This is a genomic window from Bartonella fuyuanensis (genome assembly GCF_014197255.1).
Lineage (GTDB): Bacteria > Pseudomonadota > Alphaproteobacteria > Rhizobiales > Rhizobiaceae > Bartonella > Bartonella fuyuanensis.
The window spans coordinates 37,820-59,988 of record NZ_JACIFE010000006.1 but is presented as its reverse complement, the minus strand read 5'-3'; the positions used below and the strand labels follow the sequence as shown (position 1 = coordinate 59,988).

Here is a 22,169-nt window from a genome sequence, read left to right as displayed (position 1 = left end):
GAACGTGACCTTTTATCACAAAAAACTATATTCATCAATACAAAAAAATTACTTGCTCTTCTTTCCCTTGATTTAAAATTTTAAATCTTACCAAGAATCTGTAATTCCCGCAAAGCAGCTGCATCACGAGCAGATACATCCGGATAATCTAGATCACTCCCAACATCTTGTGTATAACGCCATGATCGAGCACATTTTTTTCCTAATGCCTTCTTTGGATATACACCAACACCTTCAACATCATTCAAACTAAAAGCATCGGCAGGCACTGTATCCTGCGTAATTGTTAAAGCACTTGTAATACAGACCTCCGCCATATCCACATTTTCTAATGCTTCTCGTAAAACCGGATTGGAAATAAAAACAATAGGAGCTGCCTCCAAAGAAGATCCAATACGCTTATCAGCACGTTCAAGCTCTAAAGCACCTGTCACAACTTTACGGACCTGCCGAATTTTTTTCCAACGCTCAGCCAAAGATTGGTTTTGCCATTCTTCAGGTACAGAGCGAAATTGTTCTAAATGCACCGATTGGCTTTCTGGATAACGCTCTAACCACGCTTCTTCCATAGTAAAAGGTAACATTGGAGCAAGCCATGTTACCATACGTTCAAAAATCTCACGGACAACCTGCAAGGAGGCCTTACGTTTTTGTGATGAAGGTGCATCACAATAAAGAGAATCCTTACGGATATCAAAATAAAATGCCGATAACTCAGTAATTGCAAAATCTAATAAGGCACGCATAATCTTTTTAAAATCAAATTCATCGTAAGCTCGATTAATTAACTGATCAAGTTCAAAAAGCCTATGCAATATAAATTTTTCAAGATCTGGTAGTATGCAATAAGATATTTTTTCTCCTTCATCATACGCTAAAGTTCCAAGCATCCAACGAATTGCATTCCGTAATTTACGATATGAATCCACATTTGTCTGAAGAATTTTCTTGCCTAAACGCTGATCTTCCCAATAATCTGTTGTCATCACCCAAAGGCGAAAAATATCAGCCCCAGATGTTTTAATGATTTCTTGCGGAACAACCGTATTGCCTAAAGATTTAGACATTTTCTTACCTTGCTCATCCAAAGTAAAACCATGTGTGATTACTACCTTATAAGGAGAACAAGCACGCGTACCACAACTTTCCAGAAGAGAAGATTGAAACCATCCACGATGTTGATCAGAACCTTCAAAATAAACATCTGCAGGCCATTTTAAATCAGCCCGATATTCTAACACAAAGCTATGGCTTGCTCCAGAATCAAACCAAACATCCAAAATATCATGAATCTGCACCCAAGGCTCATGCGCACGGTCACCTAAAAAACGTTCACGTGCTCCTTCAGCAAACCATGCATCTGCCCCTTCTGCTTCAAAAGCCCGTAAAATACGTTCGTTCACATCTTCATCTTTTAAAACAACACCATCCTCGTTGGCAAAAATACAAATAGGGACTCCCCAAGAACGCTGACGAGACAGAACCCAATCAGGACGATCTTCTATCATAGAGGCTAAACGGTTTTGCCCAGAAGATGGCACAAAACGTGTTTTTGAAACAGCTTCCAAAGCCCGACTGCGTAAAGTTGAACCATCTCCAAGATCTTTATCCATTGAAATAAACCATTGTGGTGTATTACGAAAAATAACGGGTTTTTTCGAACGCCAACTATGAGGATAGGAATGTTTTAAACGACCGCGTGCAAACAATCGATCCACTTTAATTAAAGCGTTAATGACCTCTTTATTGGCATCTCCCATTTTTCCATTATCATCAATAACACGTGCAGGTCCTCCTTCACGATCTGGTCCCAAACCCGGAACATCTTTCGTATAAAAACCCGCATCATCAACAGGAAATGGTATAGATGAATCAATCCCCGCTAGTTCTAATAAAGGCTTATAATCATTCCAAATTTCAAAGTCCTCCCGTCCATGGCTTGGGGCCGTATGGACAAAACCTGTACCAGCGCTCTCTGTCACATGTGTCCCTTCAAGCAGCGGAATCTTATAATTATACCCGCCAGCCAAACCTTTGAGTGGATGAGAAAGAACAAGAGTCTTCAATTCATCAGTAGAAATAACACGCAAACGCTTTAAAACAAGTTTGGCTTTTTCTGCACACCCCATAGCTAAAGCATCTGCAAAGAGAAGCTTTTCTCCCGCTTGAGGGCCAAAATCATTTTCAGAACTTTCAATTTCATAAATACTATAAGAAATCTGCGAAGAATAACTCACCGCACGATTAGCAGGAATTGTCCACGGTGTTGTTGTCCAAATGACGACATAAGCACCATATAAATCATCAGAATTTGCTTCAAAAACAGGAAACTTAACCCAAATTACCTCTGATTCATGATCATGATATTCAATTTCAGCCTCTGCCAAAGCTGTACGCTCCACAACAGACCACATCACTGGCTTGGAACCACGATAAATCTGATCTGACATAGCAAATTTTAATAATTCACTCGCAATGCGTGCTTCTGCATGAAAAGCCATTGTAGTATAAGGCGTGTTAAAATCTCCCACAACACCAAGACGTTTAAATTCTTCACTTTGAACTGTTACCCAATGCTGCGCAAATTCACGGCATTCTTGACGAAACTCATTAAGAGGTACCTCGTCTTTATTTTTTCCTTGTGCTCGATATTTTTCCTCAATTTTCCATTCAATTGGAAGCCCATGGCAATCCCAGCCAGGAACATAATTTGCATTAAAACCACGCATTTGGAATGAACGAATAACCACATCCTTTAAAACTTTATTTAAAGCATGCCCAATATGAATATGACCATTTGCATAAGGTGGGCCATCATGAAGAATATAAAATGGACGATCTTTTGCTTGTTGGCGCAATTGCATATAAAGCTGTATATTTTCCCAACGCGCCATCAATTCAAGCTCTTTTTGCGGAAGCCCTGCACGCATAGGAAAATTTGTCTGTGGGAGATAAAGAGTTTTTGAATAATCTACTGTTTCATTTTTCACAGTCATTGTGAAATATTCCTGTCCACTTTTACGATTTCATTTTTGTATAACTTCCCTGAACCCTGCAACTCTGGTTTTATTTATAGGGAAAGCCGAACTTATCATTCGCATTAAGCAGTGATCAAGGAAATATATCATCACACTTCAGGGGCTTTATCATAAAATTCACAAGAAAAGAAACTAAAAAATGACTTTTAAAAAATAAAGGCTCCACTATTCAGTGGAACCTTTTAAAAATTTACTCTTTAAAAAGATTAGAATTTGTAAGCTACACCAACACGAAAATCATTGGTTTTGTAGTTAATTTCAAATTTTTCTTTTGCAAATTTCTTTTTTCCAAAATCAGAGTAACGATATTCTGCACGTACAATTACATTATCTAGCATTGCAAAATCAATTCCACCACCAAGAGTGTAACCAATCATGGCTTTGGTTTCATCGGTTAGATTCTTAGAAGAAACAATTTTCCCATCTTCATTTTTAACCGATAATGATACAATATCTTGGAACTGTCCATAAGCAATACCGCCAGCAAGATAAGGCATAAAACGATCAGCAGTAAACCCGATACGTATCCGTGTAGCACCACCCCACTTTTGTTTGAAAGTATGATTTAAAGTTTCAACTTCATCCTCTTGATTAAAACCAAGTTCAGAAGCCACCTTTTTTATTTGTTCTAGACCATATACACTGGAGTCGCTCTTAGCCACCGCTTGTGTATTTTGTGCACCCTGTCCAGCCACATTCTGTCCACCATGAGGACGAGAACCATGTGGATGAGCGCCAGAGCCATGACCACTTCCGGAAGATACAGCATGCGGATTAACATTATGTCCAGTTCCATTAGAGGAAACACGCACATGAGCATTATTTCCACTATCACCCTGAATGCTATGATGACCTGCGTTTGTTCCATTGGAAGTTTTTTGATCTGATCCAGATGCTCCTGATCTCGCTAGCGTAAGTGGTGAACTTGGTACTGTTTTTTCTGCTCCTGATGATTGTACCGATGTAGGCAATTTTGCAGCCGGTTGACTTGATTCTGATCCTGTTGATGAGATAGCTGATGATCCTGATGCTTTTTCAACCGTTTTTACAGGTGTTTTCTGTTCACTTACCTCTGCTCCCGATGATTGCTCCCCTGTAGCTAATCTTGCTAAAGAAAGCGGCTGCTTTGATCCGTTTTCCCTTGCACTGGAAGATGCTGGTTCAGATGTGACTGGAGATGTTTCACTTACCTTGCTTACCAATAACTGCCCTGTATCTGATCTTCCTAATGAAGATGATGTTGTTTGTTCTGAGCTTGTCTTAGTGGTGGAGGATGCTGGTTTAGATCTAACTTGCACTCCCTCTCCTTTCTTTTGCGCTCCTCTCTTTAATTGTGTCGTTGCCGTGGGCCTTGTTGCTGAATCGGTTCCTCTAACTTCTGTGGATTGCTTTTTTTCTACTGTTTTTGATCCCGCTGATGCCGTCTCTATTGTCGATGTTGGCAAGGTTTGTACGTCTGGTGATGTAGATTTTTCTTCAGATACTTGTGCTTTTCCACTTGACGTTTGTACTGCTGATGCAGGTGTGCTTACCGATGAAGTAACTTCTGCTGATCTGCGAGATCTTACTACTGCATTCTCTACTGTAGCACTATCAACTGCACCTATCGAAATGGTCTTTGTGTGTTTTTTTCCAGAAAGTATTAAATCTGTATCGATACCAAAAACAAAGTTATCACCGAGATCAATATTAGAGCCTGCATAAAAACCACCTACAAAACCCGAAAGTTTAGGAGAGAACTCTTTATCCAGTAGTAAACTCTTGTCTCGACCAACAAGAGCCATATCAGCCTTGCTTGAAAAACCACCAGCTTGAACACCTAAATAAAGACCCGTCCATGAAAAAGTAGGAGCAACAATAGTAGAAGAAGTTGATGAAGCTGATTGATGGGGAATCAAAACATCAGCAGCTAGCGCTGTAGAAGCTGAAATTAAAGAAAAAATAGACGCTGTTATTAAACGTTTTGTATTCATATAATCTCTCCAAATATCCAAAATGAAATGTATATAGAGCATCTTTTTTAAAATATCTGTAGCAAAAATAACACACTCACAAAAAAATAAAAAATTCTAAAAAGAAGGATTCTTAACTATTTAGTTTTGCATCCAATGAGAATTTGTAAACTAAATCACACTGAAATTATATATCTTATAGTTAAATTCACTTTTGTTAAAGTTTCGCAAAACTGTTAATGACAATGTTCTTTTTACTGAAATCTAAATAACAGTATTCTATACACTATAAATTGTTTTCTATTATGGCCAAATCAACGCTAACACAAACCATGAAACCTATCATTGCCTTTTTAAAATTAAACGCCATTAAATTTTCATCAAATCAAACACTCACAAAAAAATTCTTAGATTCGCTGCGGAAATATCTTTGTCCTGCCACATCACTTTAGATTTATAATGACAACTTATTATTTGCACATTGAATGAAAAAAACTAATATTGGAGAATGTGCTTACTTTAAAACCTGCTTATGTTGAATCAATCAAAACCATGTCACTTGATATATCATAAACAAGATAAACATGTGGATCAACAACATTGAAAGCAAGATTAAAAATACCTCTCATGAGCGTACTTCACAACTAAAGTTTGTCCACAGCAATACTGATAGCTAGAAAAGTGTATAATAATCTATTTTGCTTTTTATTATTAACCGTAAAAGTAGAGGATACTTAAGAAATTTCATATTATATTAAGAACTTTATCGTTCTAGATCATTCACAGATGTTGCCATGAGGTGAATGTGATATAACTTGGGAAATATTTCTTGAAAATAAATGTGTGAAGATGCAATAAGCAATAACAAGTGCATTTCGTTCAGAGCGTTTTTTACATGAGAAGTGCAATCCCATTAAAGAACAAAACATCTTCATTATTTAAAAGGCATTGCTCTAAATGTTTTTGAAAGCTATAAAGCTAAGCTGAGAAAAGATAGTAAAGTTGGAAACTGGTTTCTATCTTTATAACCTTCCATTCTTCCTAATTAGATTGTCTTCCTGCTTCAGAGACTAAGTCGACAAATATATGTCATATGCTCACTTTAATCTAACAAATAAAATAAGCTAAGGTTATTTATTGGTTATGATCTTTTCCTGTTTCTGAAATTAATTGAATGTTTTTATATAGCAGCAACAATATAGGATTTTATTAATTAGTAATGATAAAATCGATATAGAATATCAATTCACCCTCTAATAATATAATTTTTTCCTTAAGTCTTGTAATACAAAATGAGACAAATAAAAATAAAAGGCTAATAAATAAAGGTCTCGTTACACGAGACCTTAATATTTTTTTGTGCTTATAACTTTATTTTTACGAAATTAAAATTTGTAAGCAACACCTACACGAAAATCATTGGTTTTGTATTCGAATTCATGTGCATCATCTGCGAATTTCTTTTTACCAAAATCGGAGTAACGGTATTCTGCACGCAAAAGAATATTATCTGTCATTGCAAAATCAACACCGCCCCCAACAGTGAAACCAACCATTGTCTTCGTGTCATTAGCCCAAGTACCACCAGTCAAATTTATGTTATTCCCATTATTTAGGTTTCTTTGAATTGACATTTTTTGACTAACTGTATTACCTGCATCACCTGCATCACCTGCATCACCTGCATTATTTGCATTATTGCTTCCACTTGGCATAACGTTTAATCTAGATCCTGAAACTGATTGTATACCCTGTACCTGCGCATAAGCAATACCACCAGCAACATAAGGCATAATACGATCAAACGTAGTAAAACCAATACGAACACGTGTAGCACCAGACCATTTTTCTCTGTAACTGTGCATTTCCGTTATCTTGTCACCAGCTTCAAACCGTTGTAAACCTTCTAGGTTAACCTTAGCTTTTTCAAGAGCATTATTAAAAGTTTCTGCTTGAGTGTTAGTAAGAGTAAAGCTACGGAATTTTTTTGATTCTTCACGGTCTGCCCAAACTGCATCAGTTTCAACACCGAGAACAAGACCATTTCCGAGGTCTACGTTAGACCCTGCATAAATACCTCCCATGAAACCAGAAGGTCTAGGCGTGTTATCTTTTGTAGAAAATTCTCTGTCTGTATCTGAAACAGTTACTTTAGTTTTACTCGAAAAATTGCCAACTTGACCACCAATATAAAAACCTGTCCAAGAAAATGAAGGGGCTGCTGCGATGACTGCTGAAGCTGTTTCGCGAGGGACGATAACATCAGCAGCTTGTGCTGCAGAAGCTGAAATCATAGCGATGACAGAAGTTGTTACTAAAGATTTTATATTCATAAACTTTGCTCCTAAATTTACTATTGAGACAATACTATAAGTTTACAGAAAGAAAAGCTGTAGTAAAAATGATACAATCGCAGAAAATGAAGGAGGCACTCAAAATAAAACCACTTCATAGCTTCACTTTGCACAAGAAACTGCAAGCTATGAAAATATAAATAACTTATTGATTTTAAATGAATTTTTTATTTATTATTTATGAATTTTTTTTAAGAAAATCCAAATAATATCTTTTCACATCCGCAATAAATTATGCGTTATGTGATAATATAGCAACAGAAAATAACAAGGGCTCTGTCGTTGACAGAGCCTTTTCATCATTTAATTTACCATCTATTAAAATTTGTAAGCAACACCAACACGGAAATCATTGGTTTTGTAGGAAGTCTCATATTGATTATTTGAGAATTTCTTTTTACCAAAATCTGAGTAACGATATTCCGCACGAACAATAACATTATTGGTCATTGCTAAATCAACACCAGCACCAAGAGTATAACCAACAAAGGTCTTTGTTTCATCGGACAGAGTACCAGAAGCTATTACTTTATCTGAATTTTTATCTGTTATTGAAACTACTGCACTATCTTGAAGCTGTGTATAAGCAATACCACCAGCAACATAAGGCATAATGCGCTCAGCTGCAAAACCAATACGGACACGCGTTGCACCAGCCCATTTTTCTTTAAAAATGAAACTGTGGGTTCGTTTAGCACCCTCTAGAAGTGCATCCTCACCAATGTTAATTCCAGATTCTCTTAACATCTTTTTAATATAATTTACATGATCTGGAGCAATAACATATGTTTTTCCTGTCTTCGTATCATCTTTATTAGACCACATGATATCTGTATCAACACCTAAAATAAGACCATTGCCGAGATCAATATTGGAACCTGCATAAATGCCACCCATGAAACCTGATAGTTTAGGCAAAAAATCATCACTTACCGGAATCTTTTGTCCTTTACTGAGAATATCCATCTTCGTTTTACTCGAAAAACCACCAATCTGCCCACCAAGATATAAACCTGTCCAAGAAAAAGTTGGGGAAACAATAACAGGAGCAACAGGTGTTGGATGTGGGGGAACAATAACATCTGCTGCCTGCGCCACTGAAATTGAAACAAAAGCGAAAGTAGAAGCTGTTATTAACCATTTCATATTCATATTTTCTCTCCATAGCTGAATATTTTTGAACACACCATTTCATATAGAGCCCCTTCTCCAGATATCTGTAGCAAAAATGATACACTCATAAAAAAAACAAAAAGCCAATCAAAACATCTTTAATGCTTGATCCGTAATAAATGAAAATTAAACTACGCCAATGCACAAATGATCTCTATCTCCTCACATTTTCTCGCTTGTATAAATTTTGCAAAAAAATCTGCGTTATAGATATCTTCCGTGGAAAGCATATGCTATTGACATGAAAAATGTCATATATTTATAATGGAAAAAGATCTCTTATATTAAAGCAATCAAAATCACCCTCCCGCACCTCACAAAAGAGCAAGTGTGGTATGGATAAATAAAGCCATTTTAAAAAGCTAAAAATGCTTCCGATGAATACTCTCAATATCAAAAACAGAAAAGACTGTTACAATACCAAATGTAACCGTTCTATTTAAATTCACACCAACAAAACTTTTAGCCTCACCCTTTGCATAACCAAATGCGAATAGCTATTTGATTATTTTTTCATCATTTTAAAGAACACTCTTTGTATCGCACATAAATATGATAAATATTAAAATTTATATAAAAACCTTTAAAGCTCAAAAAATGAGCAATCTTTCTTATAGTTTTCAAACTGCATCCTACTTTAAAAATTATGAATTTGGCAGAAAAAATATTTGATATTCTGAATCAGTGCTAAATAAAAAATATTTGATAAATTTTATAGTCGAAATATACTATTAAAGATTAAAATTGTTTTGTTTTCCCCTCCATTTTAATGAAGTATCCTCTCAAATCTTGTATGCAAACATCCCAGATTTTTGTCAAACGAGTTTCTCTGGGTTTCCTATACATGTGTGATTCACTTAACTAAAGGCTCTCTAGACAAGTCCTATCCTTAATCCACCACTCCCTCTAAAAATACTTAATCAAAGAATTTTACACGCTTTATATAACCATACTTCAAACGGCAGTATTTACAGTATAACAGAGCAATTCCAAATATACAGTTATATCGTCCAAACCTGTGAATTTTGTAACGAGCGATTGCCATTCTACAGTGTATTTTTTCACCAAAATCCACCTACCTACACTCTTTTCCGAATAACCGTCTTCCTCCCCACCCTACACAATCATAATACCCTTTGAAAACAAATCCCCCCTATTTTTCAAGCGATAAAAATTCTCCCCTTCTTCAATTCCAAAGCATATACAACACCTCTTGACATTGTTTTTTCACTTTTTAAAAACTCATTGGACTTCTTATAAATAAGTTTGGCCGTCCTCTTTTCCCTGTTCCTTTTTGAGGTCTATGACCTCTTTTTTTACGAGAATATGCCACAGGAACTAACTTAGCTGTTGTTACGCATTTGCTGTTATTTCTGCAAGAAAATTCCATTTGAAAAACTTCAGATAAAATTTTGTTAGACTGTTCACGAGAAAAATGATCTATAGGAAAAGCAGAAGCAGATATGCCCTGTATTAACTTTTGAAAGGACAAAAAAGGAGATCCCTGAGCTGCAGATATTGAAGCAAAAGTAGCAAAAACTGTAATAAAATATTTTATGTTCATCAATGTAACCCTATAAAAATATCCATAATGGATTTTATCTAGGGCTTTCATTGCAAATTTCCAAAGAAAAATAACATGTTGATCAATAAAAATGAGAATCCTCAAAAAAGCAAATTTGAGAACCATTTTGATTTTAAAATAAATGTAAATTGCCCTACTCTGCCAACATAGAAATCATTTGTTTGGCAATGAATAAAGATACGAAACAGCATCTGATAACAATAAGCTACGCAAACATCACAACAAAACATTAATTTATAAACATAATTATATAATGCTCCATATTCAATGGATCCTTAAACGTTGTAAAATTTTCTCATTTCAAACTTGTTCATGACGCACTAAGCAAAATTAATCATTTATCTATCATAAATGAAGTTGAAAAATGTATAAAACTCTTTTAAAGGGGGCACTTTCTTATAAACTTGTTTAAATGCAAAAGCTATAATAACACTTTGACTTGATAAAAAGCGCTCTTACTAACCTGTGTCTAGCTCACTTTTTTAGGCTTAGTTTTTTGCATAGCCCAATGTAATCTTGTTTGCCTTTATATATTAAGCCTTCTAACCTCGCGTATATTCTCAACTTCTCCTCAAAATTGCTTTTTTCAAATAACAGTTATTCCAAAGACAAAAAATATGAATTTGTCAATGTATTTTTATTGCCTAAACTTCAATTTGTATATTATGGACACTTTATCCTATCGCATCAACAATTAACTTCATTTAAAACCAATTTTTAAAGTTAGCTATGCGAAAAAATATCAACTTCCGGCCATCCTAAAAGGTCAAGCCTAGCTCTCATAGGCAAAAATTGAAAGCATGCCTTAGCAATACTTTCTCGCTCTTCACGTCTTAAGCGTTCTTCAAATATAACTTTTAAACGGTGTAAATATAACACATCCGATGCAGCATATTCAATTTGTGCCTGTGATAGCGTTTCTGCCGCCCAATCCGAAGATTGTTGCTGTTTAGAAATATTCACATTCAGTAATTCATTACAAATCTCTTTCAAGCCATGACGATCCGTATAAGTACGCGTGAGTTTTGAAGCGATCTTCGTACAAAAAACAGTCTCTGGCATAACGCCAAATGTATACGCTAAAATAGCAAGATCAAAACGTCCAAAATGAAATATTTTGGTAACCGCATTATCTTCAAGAAGCTTAACTAAATTAGGTGCACTCTTTTGCCCTTTAGCAATTTGTATAATATCAGCAGTACCATCCCCAGAAGAAAGCTGAACAACACATAAACGATCACGATGCGGTTGTAACCCTAAAGTTTCGGTATCAATCGCAATGGCATCGGTTTTATAATTGTCTAAAGTGGATAAATCACCTTGATGAACACGAATCTCAGCCATATACCCTCCTATTTGCCAAAGCTGCAAGAATACGCGCCCAAGACCGCTGCCCTTTATGAAACGATTTTAAATTATATTTTTCATTGGGAGAATGTATACGATCATTATACAATGCAAATCCAACCAAAACAGATTCCATATCGAGAATTGACTGAAAATCTCCAACAACCGGTATTGATCCCCCCATAGCATCGAGCACAGCAGGATTGCCCCATTCTTGCGATAAAGCTTCTTTTGCTGTCTTGATAAAGGGTGAATCATAAGGAATTTGAATTGCAGAAGAACCACCATACCCCTTAAACTCAATAGTACAATCAGCAGGAATAAGACTGCACACATAATGACGGAAAGCTTGACGTATCTTCTCTGGATCTTGGTTATGCACTAAACGAAAAGATACTTTCGCATTCGCTTGAGAAGCAATAACCGTTTTCATTCCTTCTCCTTCATAACCACCACTAATTCCGTTAACTTCTGCTGTAGGACGCGCCCATACAAGTTCTAAAATACTCCGCCCTGTTTCACCAACAGGAATGGAAAGTCCTATAGGACCAAGAAAATTTTCAGCAGTACAATTCAATGCATTCCATGACTGCAAAATCTGTGAAGGGGTTTCTTCAACCCCATCATAAAAACCTGCAAGCGTTACCCGACCATTGTCATCATGAAGTCCTGCTAAGATTCTCGTTAAAATATGAATAGGATTAGCAGCTACCCCTCCAAAAGCCCCAGAATGCAAATCACGATTAGCTGCCGTAATCGTAATCTCTTCCCCTAAAATACCCCGAAGAGCAATACAAACAGATGGTGTATCTGCATTCCACATTGCTGTATCACAAATCAACGCGCAATCAGCCTTAAGCTCATCCCTATTTTCTTTTAAAAAAGGAACGAGAGAAGGAGAGCCACTTTCTTCTTCTCCCTCAAATAAAACAGTAACTTTAATGGGAAGTTTCCCCGTTTCTTTCTTAAACGCACGACATGCCTCAATAAAAGTCATCAGCTGACCTTTATCATCAGAAGCTCCACGAGCACAAATAACCTTTTCTCCTTCTTTTTCTTTTAAGGAAGGGTTAAACGGATCGTCTTCCCATAAACTTAATGGATCAACAGGCTGAACATCATAATGTCCATAAAATAACACATGTAAACAATCATCTGAAGGTCCTAGATGATGTCCAACAACCATTGGATGCCCAGGTGTATCGCGCCGTGAAACTTCAAAGCCTATTGTTCTTAAATCTTCTACTAACCAATCAGCTGCTTTACGACATTCATCCTTATAAGCCAAGTCTGTAGAAATTGATCGGAAACGTAAAAGAGAAAAAAGGCGTTCAAGGCTCTCTTCTATATTTTCATCAAGATGTGTTAATACTTTATGCAGCATAAAAAAACTCTCAAGCCTCGTATATTTATATAATTATAAGAACTTGACTTTAAGCCTCTTGCAGAATTTTGCAAGACATCTTATTCATTTTTGACACTGTGAACAGTAAAAGCTTGAACGTCCAGCCTGTAAAATACGTTTAATAGGTGTTCCACATTCCAAACATTCCTTGCCTTCTCGTCCATAAACTGAAAAAGTATGTTGAAAATAACCAAGTGAACCATCTATATGCATATAATCACGTAAAGAAGAGCCACCAGAAAAAATGGCTTCAGAAATCACATTGCGGATATTCTGTGCTAAGAAATCTGCAAATTCACGTGCACGTGCTGTTTTCAATGCCAACGTAAATGCACCACGTTGTGGAGATAAACGACTTCGCCAAAGTGCTTCGCAAGCATAAATATTTCCAAGACCTGACACAATAGACTGATCAAGTAAAACACTCTTGAGAGACATTTTTTTATTAACAAAAACCTTTTGTAAATAACGACCAGAAAACAAATTACTCATAGGTTCAGGTCCTAGCTTATTTAAAAGCGGATGATCATAAAGCTTCTTTGTATCGATTAAAAGCATAAACCCAAAGCGACGCACATCATTATAAATAAGATGATAAATTTCATTATTCCTGGTCTGAACATCCATGACAAAATGATCATGCTTAACTAATTTACTTGTAGTTGAAAAAGCTTTTCTTAAAAAATCATCCTCGATACGCCACGAACCAGACATTCCTAAATGGCTTAAAATCGTTTCTTCCTGTGAAAGATGAAATAACAAATATTTCGCACGCCGATCAAGTTGTATAATTGTTCTGCCGATAAGGCGCTCAGAAAAATCCGCAGGAAAAGGAAAGCGCAAATCTTTACGATTAAGTTTGACAGATACTATCTTTGCATCAATTACAACGGACTCAAGTCCACGACGAACGGTCTCTACTTCGGGAAGTTCAGGCATCTCTCTCCTTTAACAACTATACATTTCCCAAATCATATAACTGATAAACTAACTTCCCCCCCTCCATTGAAGAATGAAGATACCACTGCATCTGAGCTGTAAAGAGCCTAAATTTTGTCGAATGGATTTCACTTGGCTTCCTACTTATGTGACTTTACTGAACTTAAAGTCTCACAATAGCCAAGCCCTTCCTTGAACATTCACCACGCACTCTAAAAATACCTAATAAATAAATGAGGCTTACATACCACTCCATCCCTAATAAAAGTATTTTACGACATATATTAGGATCTAAGTCCATTCTCCCTTACGAAATACAGGAACTCTTACACTATCCTGGGTAATGCCATCTATATCAATTTCATCAGAACCAATCATCCAATCAATATGAAGGACACTTTTATTACCACCACGCGCTGTAATCTCTTCTGATGTCAATGAATCTCCATCTAAAAAGCATTTGGAATAACACTGCCCTAAAGCAATATGACATGCAGCATTTTCATCAAATAAGGTATTATAAAAAAGGAAATCACTCTTGGAAATTGGTGAAGAATGAGGCACAAGGGCAACTTCACCCAACCGGCTTGCACCCTCATCACTTTGCAAAATCTGTTGCAAAACATCTTGACCTGTTGATGCACGGGCATCAATAATACGCCCTGCTTCAAAACGTACTTCAATATTATCAACCAATGTTCCATGATAGGAAAGTGGCTTCGTTGAACGAACAAAACCTTCAACCTTATAAGCATGAGGAGTTGTGAAAACTTCTTCTGTCGGAATATTAGGATTGCAAACAACACCATTTTTAGCCACTGATGCACCACCATGCCACTCATGATCATCTGCCAAACCAACTGTCAAATCAGTACCTGGCCCCGTGAAGTGTAAGGCAGAAAAACGCTGCTCATTAAGCCAAGATGACCGTTTCTTCAAAGTTTCATTATGGATAGTCCACGCGCGCACTGGATCTTCTTTTGTAACACGTGAAGCAGAAAAAATTGCATCAGCTAATTTTTTAATCGCCTCATTAAGTGGTAAAGAAGGAAATATCGCCTCAGCCCACCCTGCCGTTGGGTAAGCAACAATCGACCAATTTATAGCAAAATTCGCTATCTTCTGAAAAGCAGGCTGATAAGCCAATGAAGTTGCCTTATTCAAACGCGAAACCTTGTCAAAATCTTGATTGGACAGCAGCAAAGGATCATCACCAACAATCGCTAAACGCGCTGCCCCATTTTCAAAAGCTTCCGCCATTCCTTTATAGAGCCAAGAAGGAGCGCAATCAAAACTCGCTGCATGAGCATTTTTAAAACGAGTAAGCGCTAACATATCATCACTAAAAATTGGTATAATAACACCAGCACCAACCTTATAAGCATGATATGCGATACGCCGAACAAAAGGTACTGCTGAAACTGGAGCAGTCAAAACAAGATCCTGCCCCTCTTGTAAATTCACCCCCACTTTTACTGTAATTTCTGCAAGACGATTAAGCATTTCAGACGAAATTGTTTCATGAATATCAAAGTACATTACTAAGACTCTTATTTAAATAAAATGCGTTCTTTACGTCGTTATATTCTAAATTGTTTTTCAAAATCCTTTGAATTTACTTTCTCCATAGATATTTGTGAATAGCATTATTGCTAAAAGGTTCACTTAATTCATAAACCACTATAGATTGTAAAACTCTTTCTTGTCCGTGCACACACTCTCAGTTTGTGTACCGTTTTTCTAACATTGCAACAATTGCATTTAACTGATCTGATGAGGGTAATACCATAAACGATTTATTTTCCTCTTTCCTGGCTAAATATTGAGGTGCATAGGTAGGAATGGGAACTTTATCAAGCTGTACCATAGCAAAAGACGTAGAATGTATTGTCTTGGATTGCGTTACCTGTGTCGAAGGAGATGCACTTTTTTCTGTTTTTATCTCCCTACTTTCTAACCCCTCATCTACAAAGCTTGGTACATTACCAGAATATTCTTGAGCAAAAGCATAAGCAACATCATAAGGGCGATTATTGGTAGGAACTTGAAGTGACCCATCAGGTGATCGTTTTTCATAAAAAGCATTTCCTCCCGCAATACGAACATAGTGCATATTTCTATAAGGAAAAGACAAACCAGCCGTATGAAAAAACTTAGCATGTCTAACTCTCTTATCCCGTTCACCTCGTAAAACAGCATCAGCAGCCTCTTTTGCGCGAGCGACAGACGCTTTCTCCGTCATAGGACGCGTTAACACACCGGGAGCAAACTGCTTATATTGACCAACAACACCACAAATCGTCTTAGGATAAGCAGTTGAATTAACACGATTCATAACAACTGTCCCAACAGCAATCATACCTTCACGGCTTGTGCGATTTGATTCAAAATACATTGCACGCATAAGGCATTGATGCTCTGTCAATGGGTATGTAACTGTTTTTTTCTTATTTTTCTTTATTTTGCTAGCATCTAAATGATTTGAAACACAGCCCACAACAACTAACGGTACTACGCAACAGGTAACAAAAATATTCCAACGATTTTTTTTCATCTTATGCAAAACATTCCTAATAATCTCTAAGCTATTCAAATTTTGAAATGAGCTTTAACTGTATCTCTAAATAAAGTACACCGCTAAGTATTACCACTCAGTAAAATTTTAATACAAGCAATAATCAAAAAATAGCTTATGCAAAATAAAAAATAAAAAACTCTTAATTCACAAATCAATATTGTTGATTTTCATAGCCAAATATAGGTCCATAACAACCCTTATGTTTCAATCCCAATAAAATAAGCCCCGCACACTCTATCACCCAATTTGCATACAAAAAAATTTGGGTAAGAAAACTTTTATATCAAGATTAAAAAAATAACACAGATATCCCCTTTAATATAAATTTTAATCTATTTTTCTCTCACCTATCCCAACTCTATAAGTAAGGTCATCGCGAGGACGATCAGAAGACATATGGTAACCTGTTATGATATAATGCAACATTTCAGCAATATTGGTAACATGATCACCAATTCGTTCAATATTTTTTAAACAAAACAGTAAGTGTGTACAAACTGTAATATTGCGCATATCTTCCATCATATACGTCAAAAGTTCACGAAAAAGAGAAGTATACAAAGCATCAATCTTCTCATCACGCTCACGCACAGAATCAACACGCTCTAAGAGGCGACTCGTATAAGCATTTAAAACTTCTTTTAATTGATTGAGGGCTAAAGCTGCAATTGTTTCAAGCCCATGATAAAAGGATGTAGATTGACGTATTTCTGTAAGTGCAACAGTCCTCTTAGCAATGTTTTTAGCCATATCCCCAATCCGTTCAAGATCAGAAGAAATCCGAATGGCTCCAATAATTTCACGCAAATCAACAGCCATCGGTTGGCGTTTGCAAATAATAGCAACCGCTTTTTCATCAATATCACGTTCAGCTTCATCTAAAAACACATCATCAGCAATCACTGCTGTTGCAAGTTGAAGATCACTACACATAACCGATGCAACAGAACGTTCAATCATTCTTTCTGCATGGTTTCCCATTTCTGTAATCCTTGCTTTTAAATATTTTAGTTCTGCATCATAAGAACGGACAGTATGATTCATCGACATTGCCTATACTCCTCAATTCACCTATCCAAAACGCCCCGTAATATAATCTTGCGTTCGTTGTTCTTTTGGTGAAGTGAAGATCATTTCAGTCTCACCAACTTCCACCAAATACCCTAAATGAAACATAGCCGTATATTGAGAAACACGTGCGGCCTGTTGCATGGAATGTGTTACAATAACAATTGTATAATTTTGCCGTAATGCATCAATAAGTTCTTCAATCCGTGCCGTCGCAATAGGATCAAGAGCTGAACAAGGCTCATCCATCAAAATAACTTCAGGATTCACTGCAATGGCACGCGCAATACACAAACGCTGTTGTTGTCCTCCTGATAAACTTGTGCCAAGATCATGAAGACGGTCTTTGACTTCTTCAAATAAACCAGCCTGTCTCAGACTCTTTTCAACAACATCATGCAATTCAGAGCGCGTTTTAACTAAACCATGAATGCGTGGACCATACGCAACATTATCAAATATAGATTTTGGAAAAGGACTAGGCTTTTGAAAAACCATTCCAACACGAGCGCGCAATTCTACAACATCAATCCCCTGGTCATAAATATTCTCACCATCTAAGGTAATAAAACCCGTTACTTTAGCGTCTTCAATCGTATCATTCATACGATTAAAACAACGCAAAAAAGTCGACTTCCCACATCCTGATGGACCAATCAAAGCTGTTACTTGATGTTCAGGAATATCAAGTGTAATACCATGGAGTGCTTCTTTGTCTCCATAAGAAACCTTGACATCCTGACCACGCATTTTAATCTTCATTATAAAAAAACCACCTTACAAAAATCTTATCAAAGTTGTTATTTTATTAAAATTACTGGCGACGTTCAAATCGCCGACGTAAAAAAACCGCAGAAATATTCATGATTGTAAGAAAAACCATTAATACAATAATAGCCCCTGACGTTTTTTCCACGAAAGCGCGTTCTGCTTCACCCGCCCACATAAAAATTTGAACAGGCAAAGCTGTTGCTGGATCCATGGGGGTTGTAGGAATATCAACAACAAAAGCAACCATGCCAATCAAAAGCAAAGGTGCAGTTTCACCCAAAGCCTGAGCTACTCCAATAATTGTTCCTGTTAAAATACCAGGCGCTGCTAAAGGAACAACATGATGAAAAATCATTTGTGTCTTTGATGCCCCCAACCCTAAAGCAGCGGCACGAATAGAGAGAGGAACAGCACGCAAAGCAGAACGCGTTGCAATAATAACCGTAGGGAGCGTCATGAGCGCTAAAACAAGACCACCAACAAAAGAAGCAGAACGTGGTAATCCCCAAAAATTAATAAAAACTGCAAGACCTAAAAGACCAAATACAATCGAAGGAACAGCTGCAAGGTTATTTATATTAATTTCAATAAAATCTGCAAATTTATTTTTGCGTGCATATTCTTCCAGATAAAGAGCCGTTGCTATGCCTAGCGGAAGTGAAACCAATAAAACAATGCCTATCATATAAAGGGAACCGATTATCGCAACACCTAATCCTGCAATCTCAGGACGACTTGAAGCACCAAACGTAAAAAAACCAACATTAAATGTTTTATAAAGCGTACCATCATGTGCTAAACGTTTTATCCATTCTACTTGTCGATTAGAAATTTTACGGTTTTTTTCTGCTACACGCAAATCAATCTTTCCCTTATAAGCAGAATCGATATCCGCAGATGCCAAAACTTTAATTGTTTGCATTGTGCCAATCAGTTTTGGATTCTCTGTTACCATTTTACGAATTTGAACACGTACACCATTTGAAAACATACGGTTAATATCTCGTAGAGAGGCTCGATCATTTTGATCGATATCAAGTTTCTTTGCCAAAGCATTGCGTACAAGAATCGGATAATTCGCTGTTACGAGAACCTGTGGATTCGTTTCACGTTGACCGTTTGGATCAATGATTTTTTCATCTAAATAAATCGATAACGTTATTCGACTTTGAAAAAAAGCTGTATAACCTTGACTAATGATAGACCATAAAAGTGCAAATAAAAAAAATAAACCAATAAAAATAGCTATCAAACCATAGGCTCGAAAGCGACGTTCAGCCCAATATCGACGCCTGAGACGAATATTGCGATGAGGAAAAAGAATTTTCTCATTCATTCATATGTTTCCCGATATTTACGCACAATATAAAGAGCCAGAATATTCATCAAAAGTGTCATAACAAAGAGTGTCATCCCCAAGGCAAAAGCCACCAAAGTTTGTGGAGAGTTGAACTCAAAATCACCAGTCAATTGATTAACAATCTTAACAGTCATTGTAGTCATTGCCTCAAAAGGATTGAGTGTTAAATTTGCAGCAACACCTGCCGCCAAAACCACAATCATTGTTTCTCCAATGGCTCGTGATGCCGTTAACAAAATTGCCCCAATAATTCCTGGAAGCGCTGCTGGTATAACCACTTTCTTAATTGTTTCAGATTGCGTTGCTCCTAAACCATAAGAACCTTCACGTAAAATGCGTGGAACAGCTATAATAACATCATCCGATAAAGAAGAAACAAAAGGAATCAACATAATTCCCATCACAACTCCAGCAGTCAAAACACTTTGTGCCATAATAAAACTACCTCCATCTGAAAGAGAAGCAGAAAGATCACATAAAAATGGTCCGACAACCTTCAAAGCAAAAAAACCATAAACAATAGTTGGGATGCCAGCAAGAACTTCTAGCAATGGCTTCACAATTGCACGCAATCGCGTAGAAGCATATTCAGCCATATAAAGAGCTGAAAATAATCCTATAGGTACAGCAAAAAGCATAGCGACAAATGCAATATAAAGTGTACCAGCAAGGAGCGGTATTAAACCAAATTGTCCCACTTCATTGCTTGAACCACTCGCAGAAAAACGTGGATCCCAAACCGTTCCTAAAAAGAAATTTGAAAAAGATACAGACTGAAAAAAGCTTATTGTCTGAAAAAACATAGAAAGTGCAATGGCTATTGTTGTCAAAACTGCAACGATAGAAGCACAAATCAAGCCAATAATAATCAAAGATTCAACCTTATTACGCGCACGCTGATGAGGAGCAATTTGCATCATGCCACAGATAAAACCAAAGGATGCAATAGCAAAAAGAAAAACATGACCAATAAACTGAAGCTTTTCAGAAGAAAATACCCATGACTGTGCTATTCTGAAAACATCATCCGATGCTTCATGGGGCAAAATAAATCCCTTCGCGAGTAATTGGGCCTGCACTTTCTTATATGAAGCAGTCGAAAGATCCCCTTCAAAACAACGAATCATTTTAACGAGACTTCGAAGAGTTTCCCAAAGTAGATCATGATTTACAGGTTCTGTTAGGTGCGCACTATACACCCCAAGCTCTTGAAAAGCATTATATTCTAAATAAATTGTACTCCCAACAGTCCAAAAAAATAAAAAAATAAAAGCTGGAATAACAGTAACCAAAAATGTCCACCAACCATAATAATACGCACGAGAATGCATTTTGTGTTGTCTATATTCAAGCGTGCGTGCTCGCATATAAGAAATGCAAAAGCCACAAAACCCAAAAATCAATAACAGAAAAATAATGAAGGAAATACGCATTTTATCTTTCAGTTTTCATAAAAAAATAACACCGAAACTCTCTACTGTGGAAATCCAACAAATTACTCCCAGCAATTTATTTCAACATCATTACTCGACCAGCAGAAAAATCAGAACGCTGTGCTTGACGCTCCTTTTCAGAAATAACAATCAAACCATATTCAGCCAAAGGACCCTCCGGACCAATCATCTGATCAGAAAGAAAAAAATCAACATACTCGCGCAAACCTTGAACAAGACCTAAATGTGCTTTCTTAATATAGAAAAAAAGTGGACGAGAAACTGGATATTGACCACTAGAAATCGCCTCAATTGTTGGTGTAAAACCATTAATCTCGGCAACCTTGAGCCTATCAGCATTATTTTGATAAAAAGACAAACCAAAAATACCAACTCCTGTTTTATTAGAGGTTAGACGCGCAAATGTTTCAGAATAATCACCATCAATATCAACCGCTTTTCCATCCTTACGGACCGCAATACAAGCAGCATATATCTCCTCATCGTTCATCCCTAAAGACTTCATCGTCTCAACTGCACCACTCTCTTTACAGCCTACAGCAAGTAATTTTTCTTCAAAAACTTCACGCGTCCCATGTTTTTCTCCAGGAATATACACTGCTATCGGCCAATCAGGAAAAACACTATTAACTGCATTCCATTTTGAAACATTATTAGGCTGCAATTTTCCATCTATGATAACTCGAGCAGCAAGAGCTTTATAAACATCTACCGGCTGCAACTTCCAATCAGGACCTTTAATATCTGTCGCAAAAATAATACCATCATACCCAATGCGTATTTCCTCAATATCTTTTACACCAGCATCAAAACAATACTGTAATTCACTAGATTTCATTGCTCGCGAAGCGTTAACAATATCAACGGTATTCTCTCCAATACCACGGCAAAATTCCTTAATACCAGTTCCTGTTCCACCTGATTCGATAACAGGAATCTTAAACTGAGGATAAATCTCTCCAAATGTCTCAGCAACAATCTTTTGATAAGGTAAAACTGTAGATGAACCAATAATCTGTATTTGATCACGCGCATTGCCTACATTTGCTGACAGCAATAACGCAAAAACCAATCTTGTTCCAATTGATAATACTCTGCTCATCTATAAACTCCTTAAAATTGAGGACAAAACCCCTTATATTTAT

At 36.7% G+C, this 22,169-nt stretch carries 15 protein-coding genes; all 15 read right to left on the bottom strand.

What is annotated here, in order from left to right:
• Positions 1 to 80: 80 nt before the first annotated feature.
• A complete protein-coding gene (gene ileS / locus GGR08_RS03910) occupies positions 81 to 2,996 on the bottom strand; it encodes an isoleucine--tRNA ligase (protein WP_183194083.1) in 2,916 nt (971 codons plus the stop codon).
• A 248-nt stretch (positions 2,997 to 3,244) separates the two neighbouring features.
• Positions 3,245 to 5,011, bottom strand: a complete 1,767-nt coding sequence (locus GGR08_RS03905; protein WP_183194082.1) for an outer membrane protein — start codon at positions 5,009 to 5,011, stop codon at positions 3,245 to 3,247.
• Positions 5,012 to 6,375: 1,364 nt separating this feature from the next.
• Entirely contained in the window at positions 6,376 to 7,323 is a 948-nt protein-coding gene (locus GGR08_RS03900) for a porin (protein WP_183194081.1), read from the bottom strand.
• 339 nt (positions 7,324 to 7,662) lie between these two features.
• On the bottom strand, positions 7,663 to 8,496 hold the full coding sequence (locus GGR08_RS03895; RefSeq protein WP_183194080.1) for an outer membrane protein: 834 nt from the start codon (positions 8,494 to 8,496) through the stop codon (positions 7,663 to 7,665).
• Positions 8,497 to 9,751: 1,255 nt separating this feature from the next.
• A complete protein-coding gene (locus GGR08_RS03890; RefSeq protein ID WP_246350118.1) occupies positions 9,752 to 10,132 on the bottom strand; it encodes a hypothetical protein in 381 nt (126 codons plus the stop codon).
• A 693-nt stretch (positions 10,133 to 10,825) separates the two neighbouring features.
• Positions 10,826 to 11,446, bottom strand: a complete 621-nt coding sequence (locus GGR08_RS03885) for a ribonuclease D (protein WP_183194079.1) — start codon at positions 11,444 to 11,446, stop codon at positions 10,826 to 10,828.
• The gene (locus tag GGR08_RS03880; protein WP_183194078.1) at positions 11,439 to 12,833 is read right to left on the bottom strand and encodes a dipeptidase; all 1,395 of its coding nucleotides are present in this window, start codon (positions 12,831 to 12,833) and stop codon (positions 11,439 to 11,441) included. The genes GGR08_RS03885 and GGR08_RS03880 overlap by 8 nt, the downstream gene beginning before the upstream one ends.
• 84 nt (positions 12,834 to 12,917) lie before the next feature.
• Positions 12,918 to 13,793, bottom strand: a complete 876-nt coding sequence (gene mutM / locus GGR08_RS03875) for a bifunctional DNA-formamidopyrimidine glycosylase/DNA-(apurinic or apyrimidinic site) lyase (protein WP_183194077.1) — start codon at positions 13,791 to 13,793, stop codon at positions 12,918 to 12,920.
• A gap of 291 nt (positions 13,794 to 14,084) precedes the next feature.
• The gene (locus GGR08_RS03870) at positions 14,085 to 15,332 is read right to left on the bottom strand and encodes an aminopeptidase (RefSeq protein ID WP_183194076.1); all 1,248 of its coding nucleotides are present in this window, start codon (positions 15,330 to 15,332) and stop codon (positions 14,085 to 14,087) included.
• A 181-nt stretch (positions 15,333 to 15,513) separates the two neighbouring features.
• A complete protein-coding gene (locus GGR08_RS03865; RefSeq protein ID WP_183194075.1) occupies positions 15,514 to 16,347 on the bottom strand; it encodes a cell wall hydrolase in 834 nt (277 codons plus the stop codon).
• A 351-nt stretch (positions 16,348 to 16,698) separates the two neighbouring features.
• Positions 16,699 to 17,421: a phosphate signaling complex protein PhoU gene (phoU, locus tag GGR08_RS03860; RefSeq protein WP_183194074.1), complete on the bottom strand. Its 723-nt coding sequence runs from the start codon at positions 17,419 to 17,421 to the stop codon at positions 16,699 to 16,701.
• A gap of 21 nt (positions 17,422 to 17,442) precedes the next feature.
• On the bottom strand, positions 17,443 to 18,201 hold the full coding sequence (gene pstB / locus GGR08_RS03855; protein WP_183194073.1) for a phosphate ABC transporter ATP-binding protein PstB: 759 nt from the start codon (positions 18,199 to 18,201) through the stop codon (positions 17,443 to 17,445).
• Positions 18,202 to 18,253: 52 nt separating this feature from the next.
• Positions 18,254 to 19,546, bottom strand: coding sequence for a phosphate ABC transporter permease PstA (gene pstA, locus GGR08_RS03850; protein WP_183194072.1), 1,293 nt, complete (start codon positions 19,544 to 19,546; stop codon positions 18,254 to 18,256).
• Complete coding sequence (gene pstC / locus GGR08_RS03845; RefSeq protein WP_183194071.1) at positions 19,543 to 21,003, bottom strand: phosphate ABC transporter permease subunit PstC; 1,461 nt, start codon at positions 21,001 to 21,003, stop codon at positions 19,543 to 19,545. The genes pstA and pstC overlap by 4 nt, the downstream gene beginning before the upstream one ends.
• Before the next feature lie 76 nt (positions 21,004 to 21,079).
• Complete coding sequence (locus GGR08_RS03840) at positions 21,080 to 22,126, bottom strand: PstS family phosphate ABC transporter substrate-binding protein (protein ID WP_183194070.1); 1,047 nt, start codon at positions 22,124 to 22,126, stop codon at positions 21,080 to 21,082.
• Positions 22,127 to 22,169 lie beyond the last annotated feature (43 nt).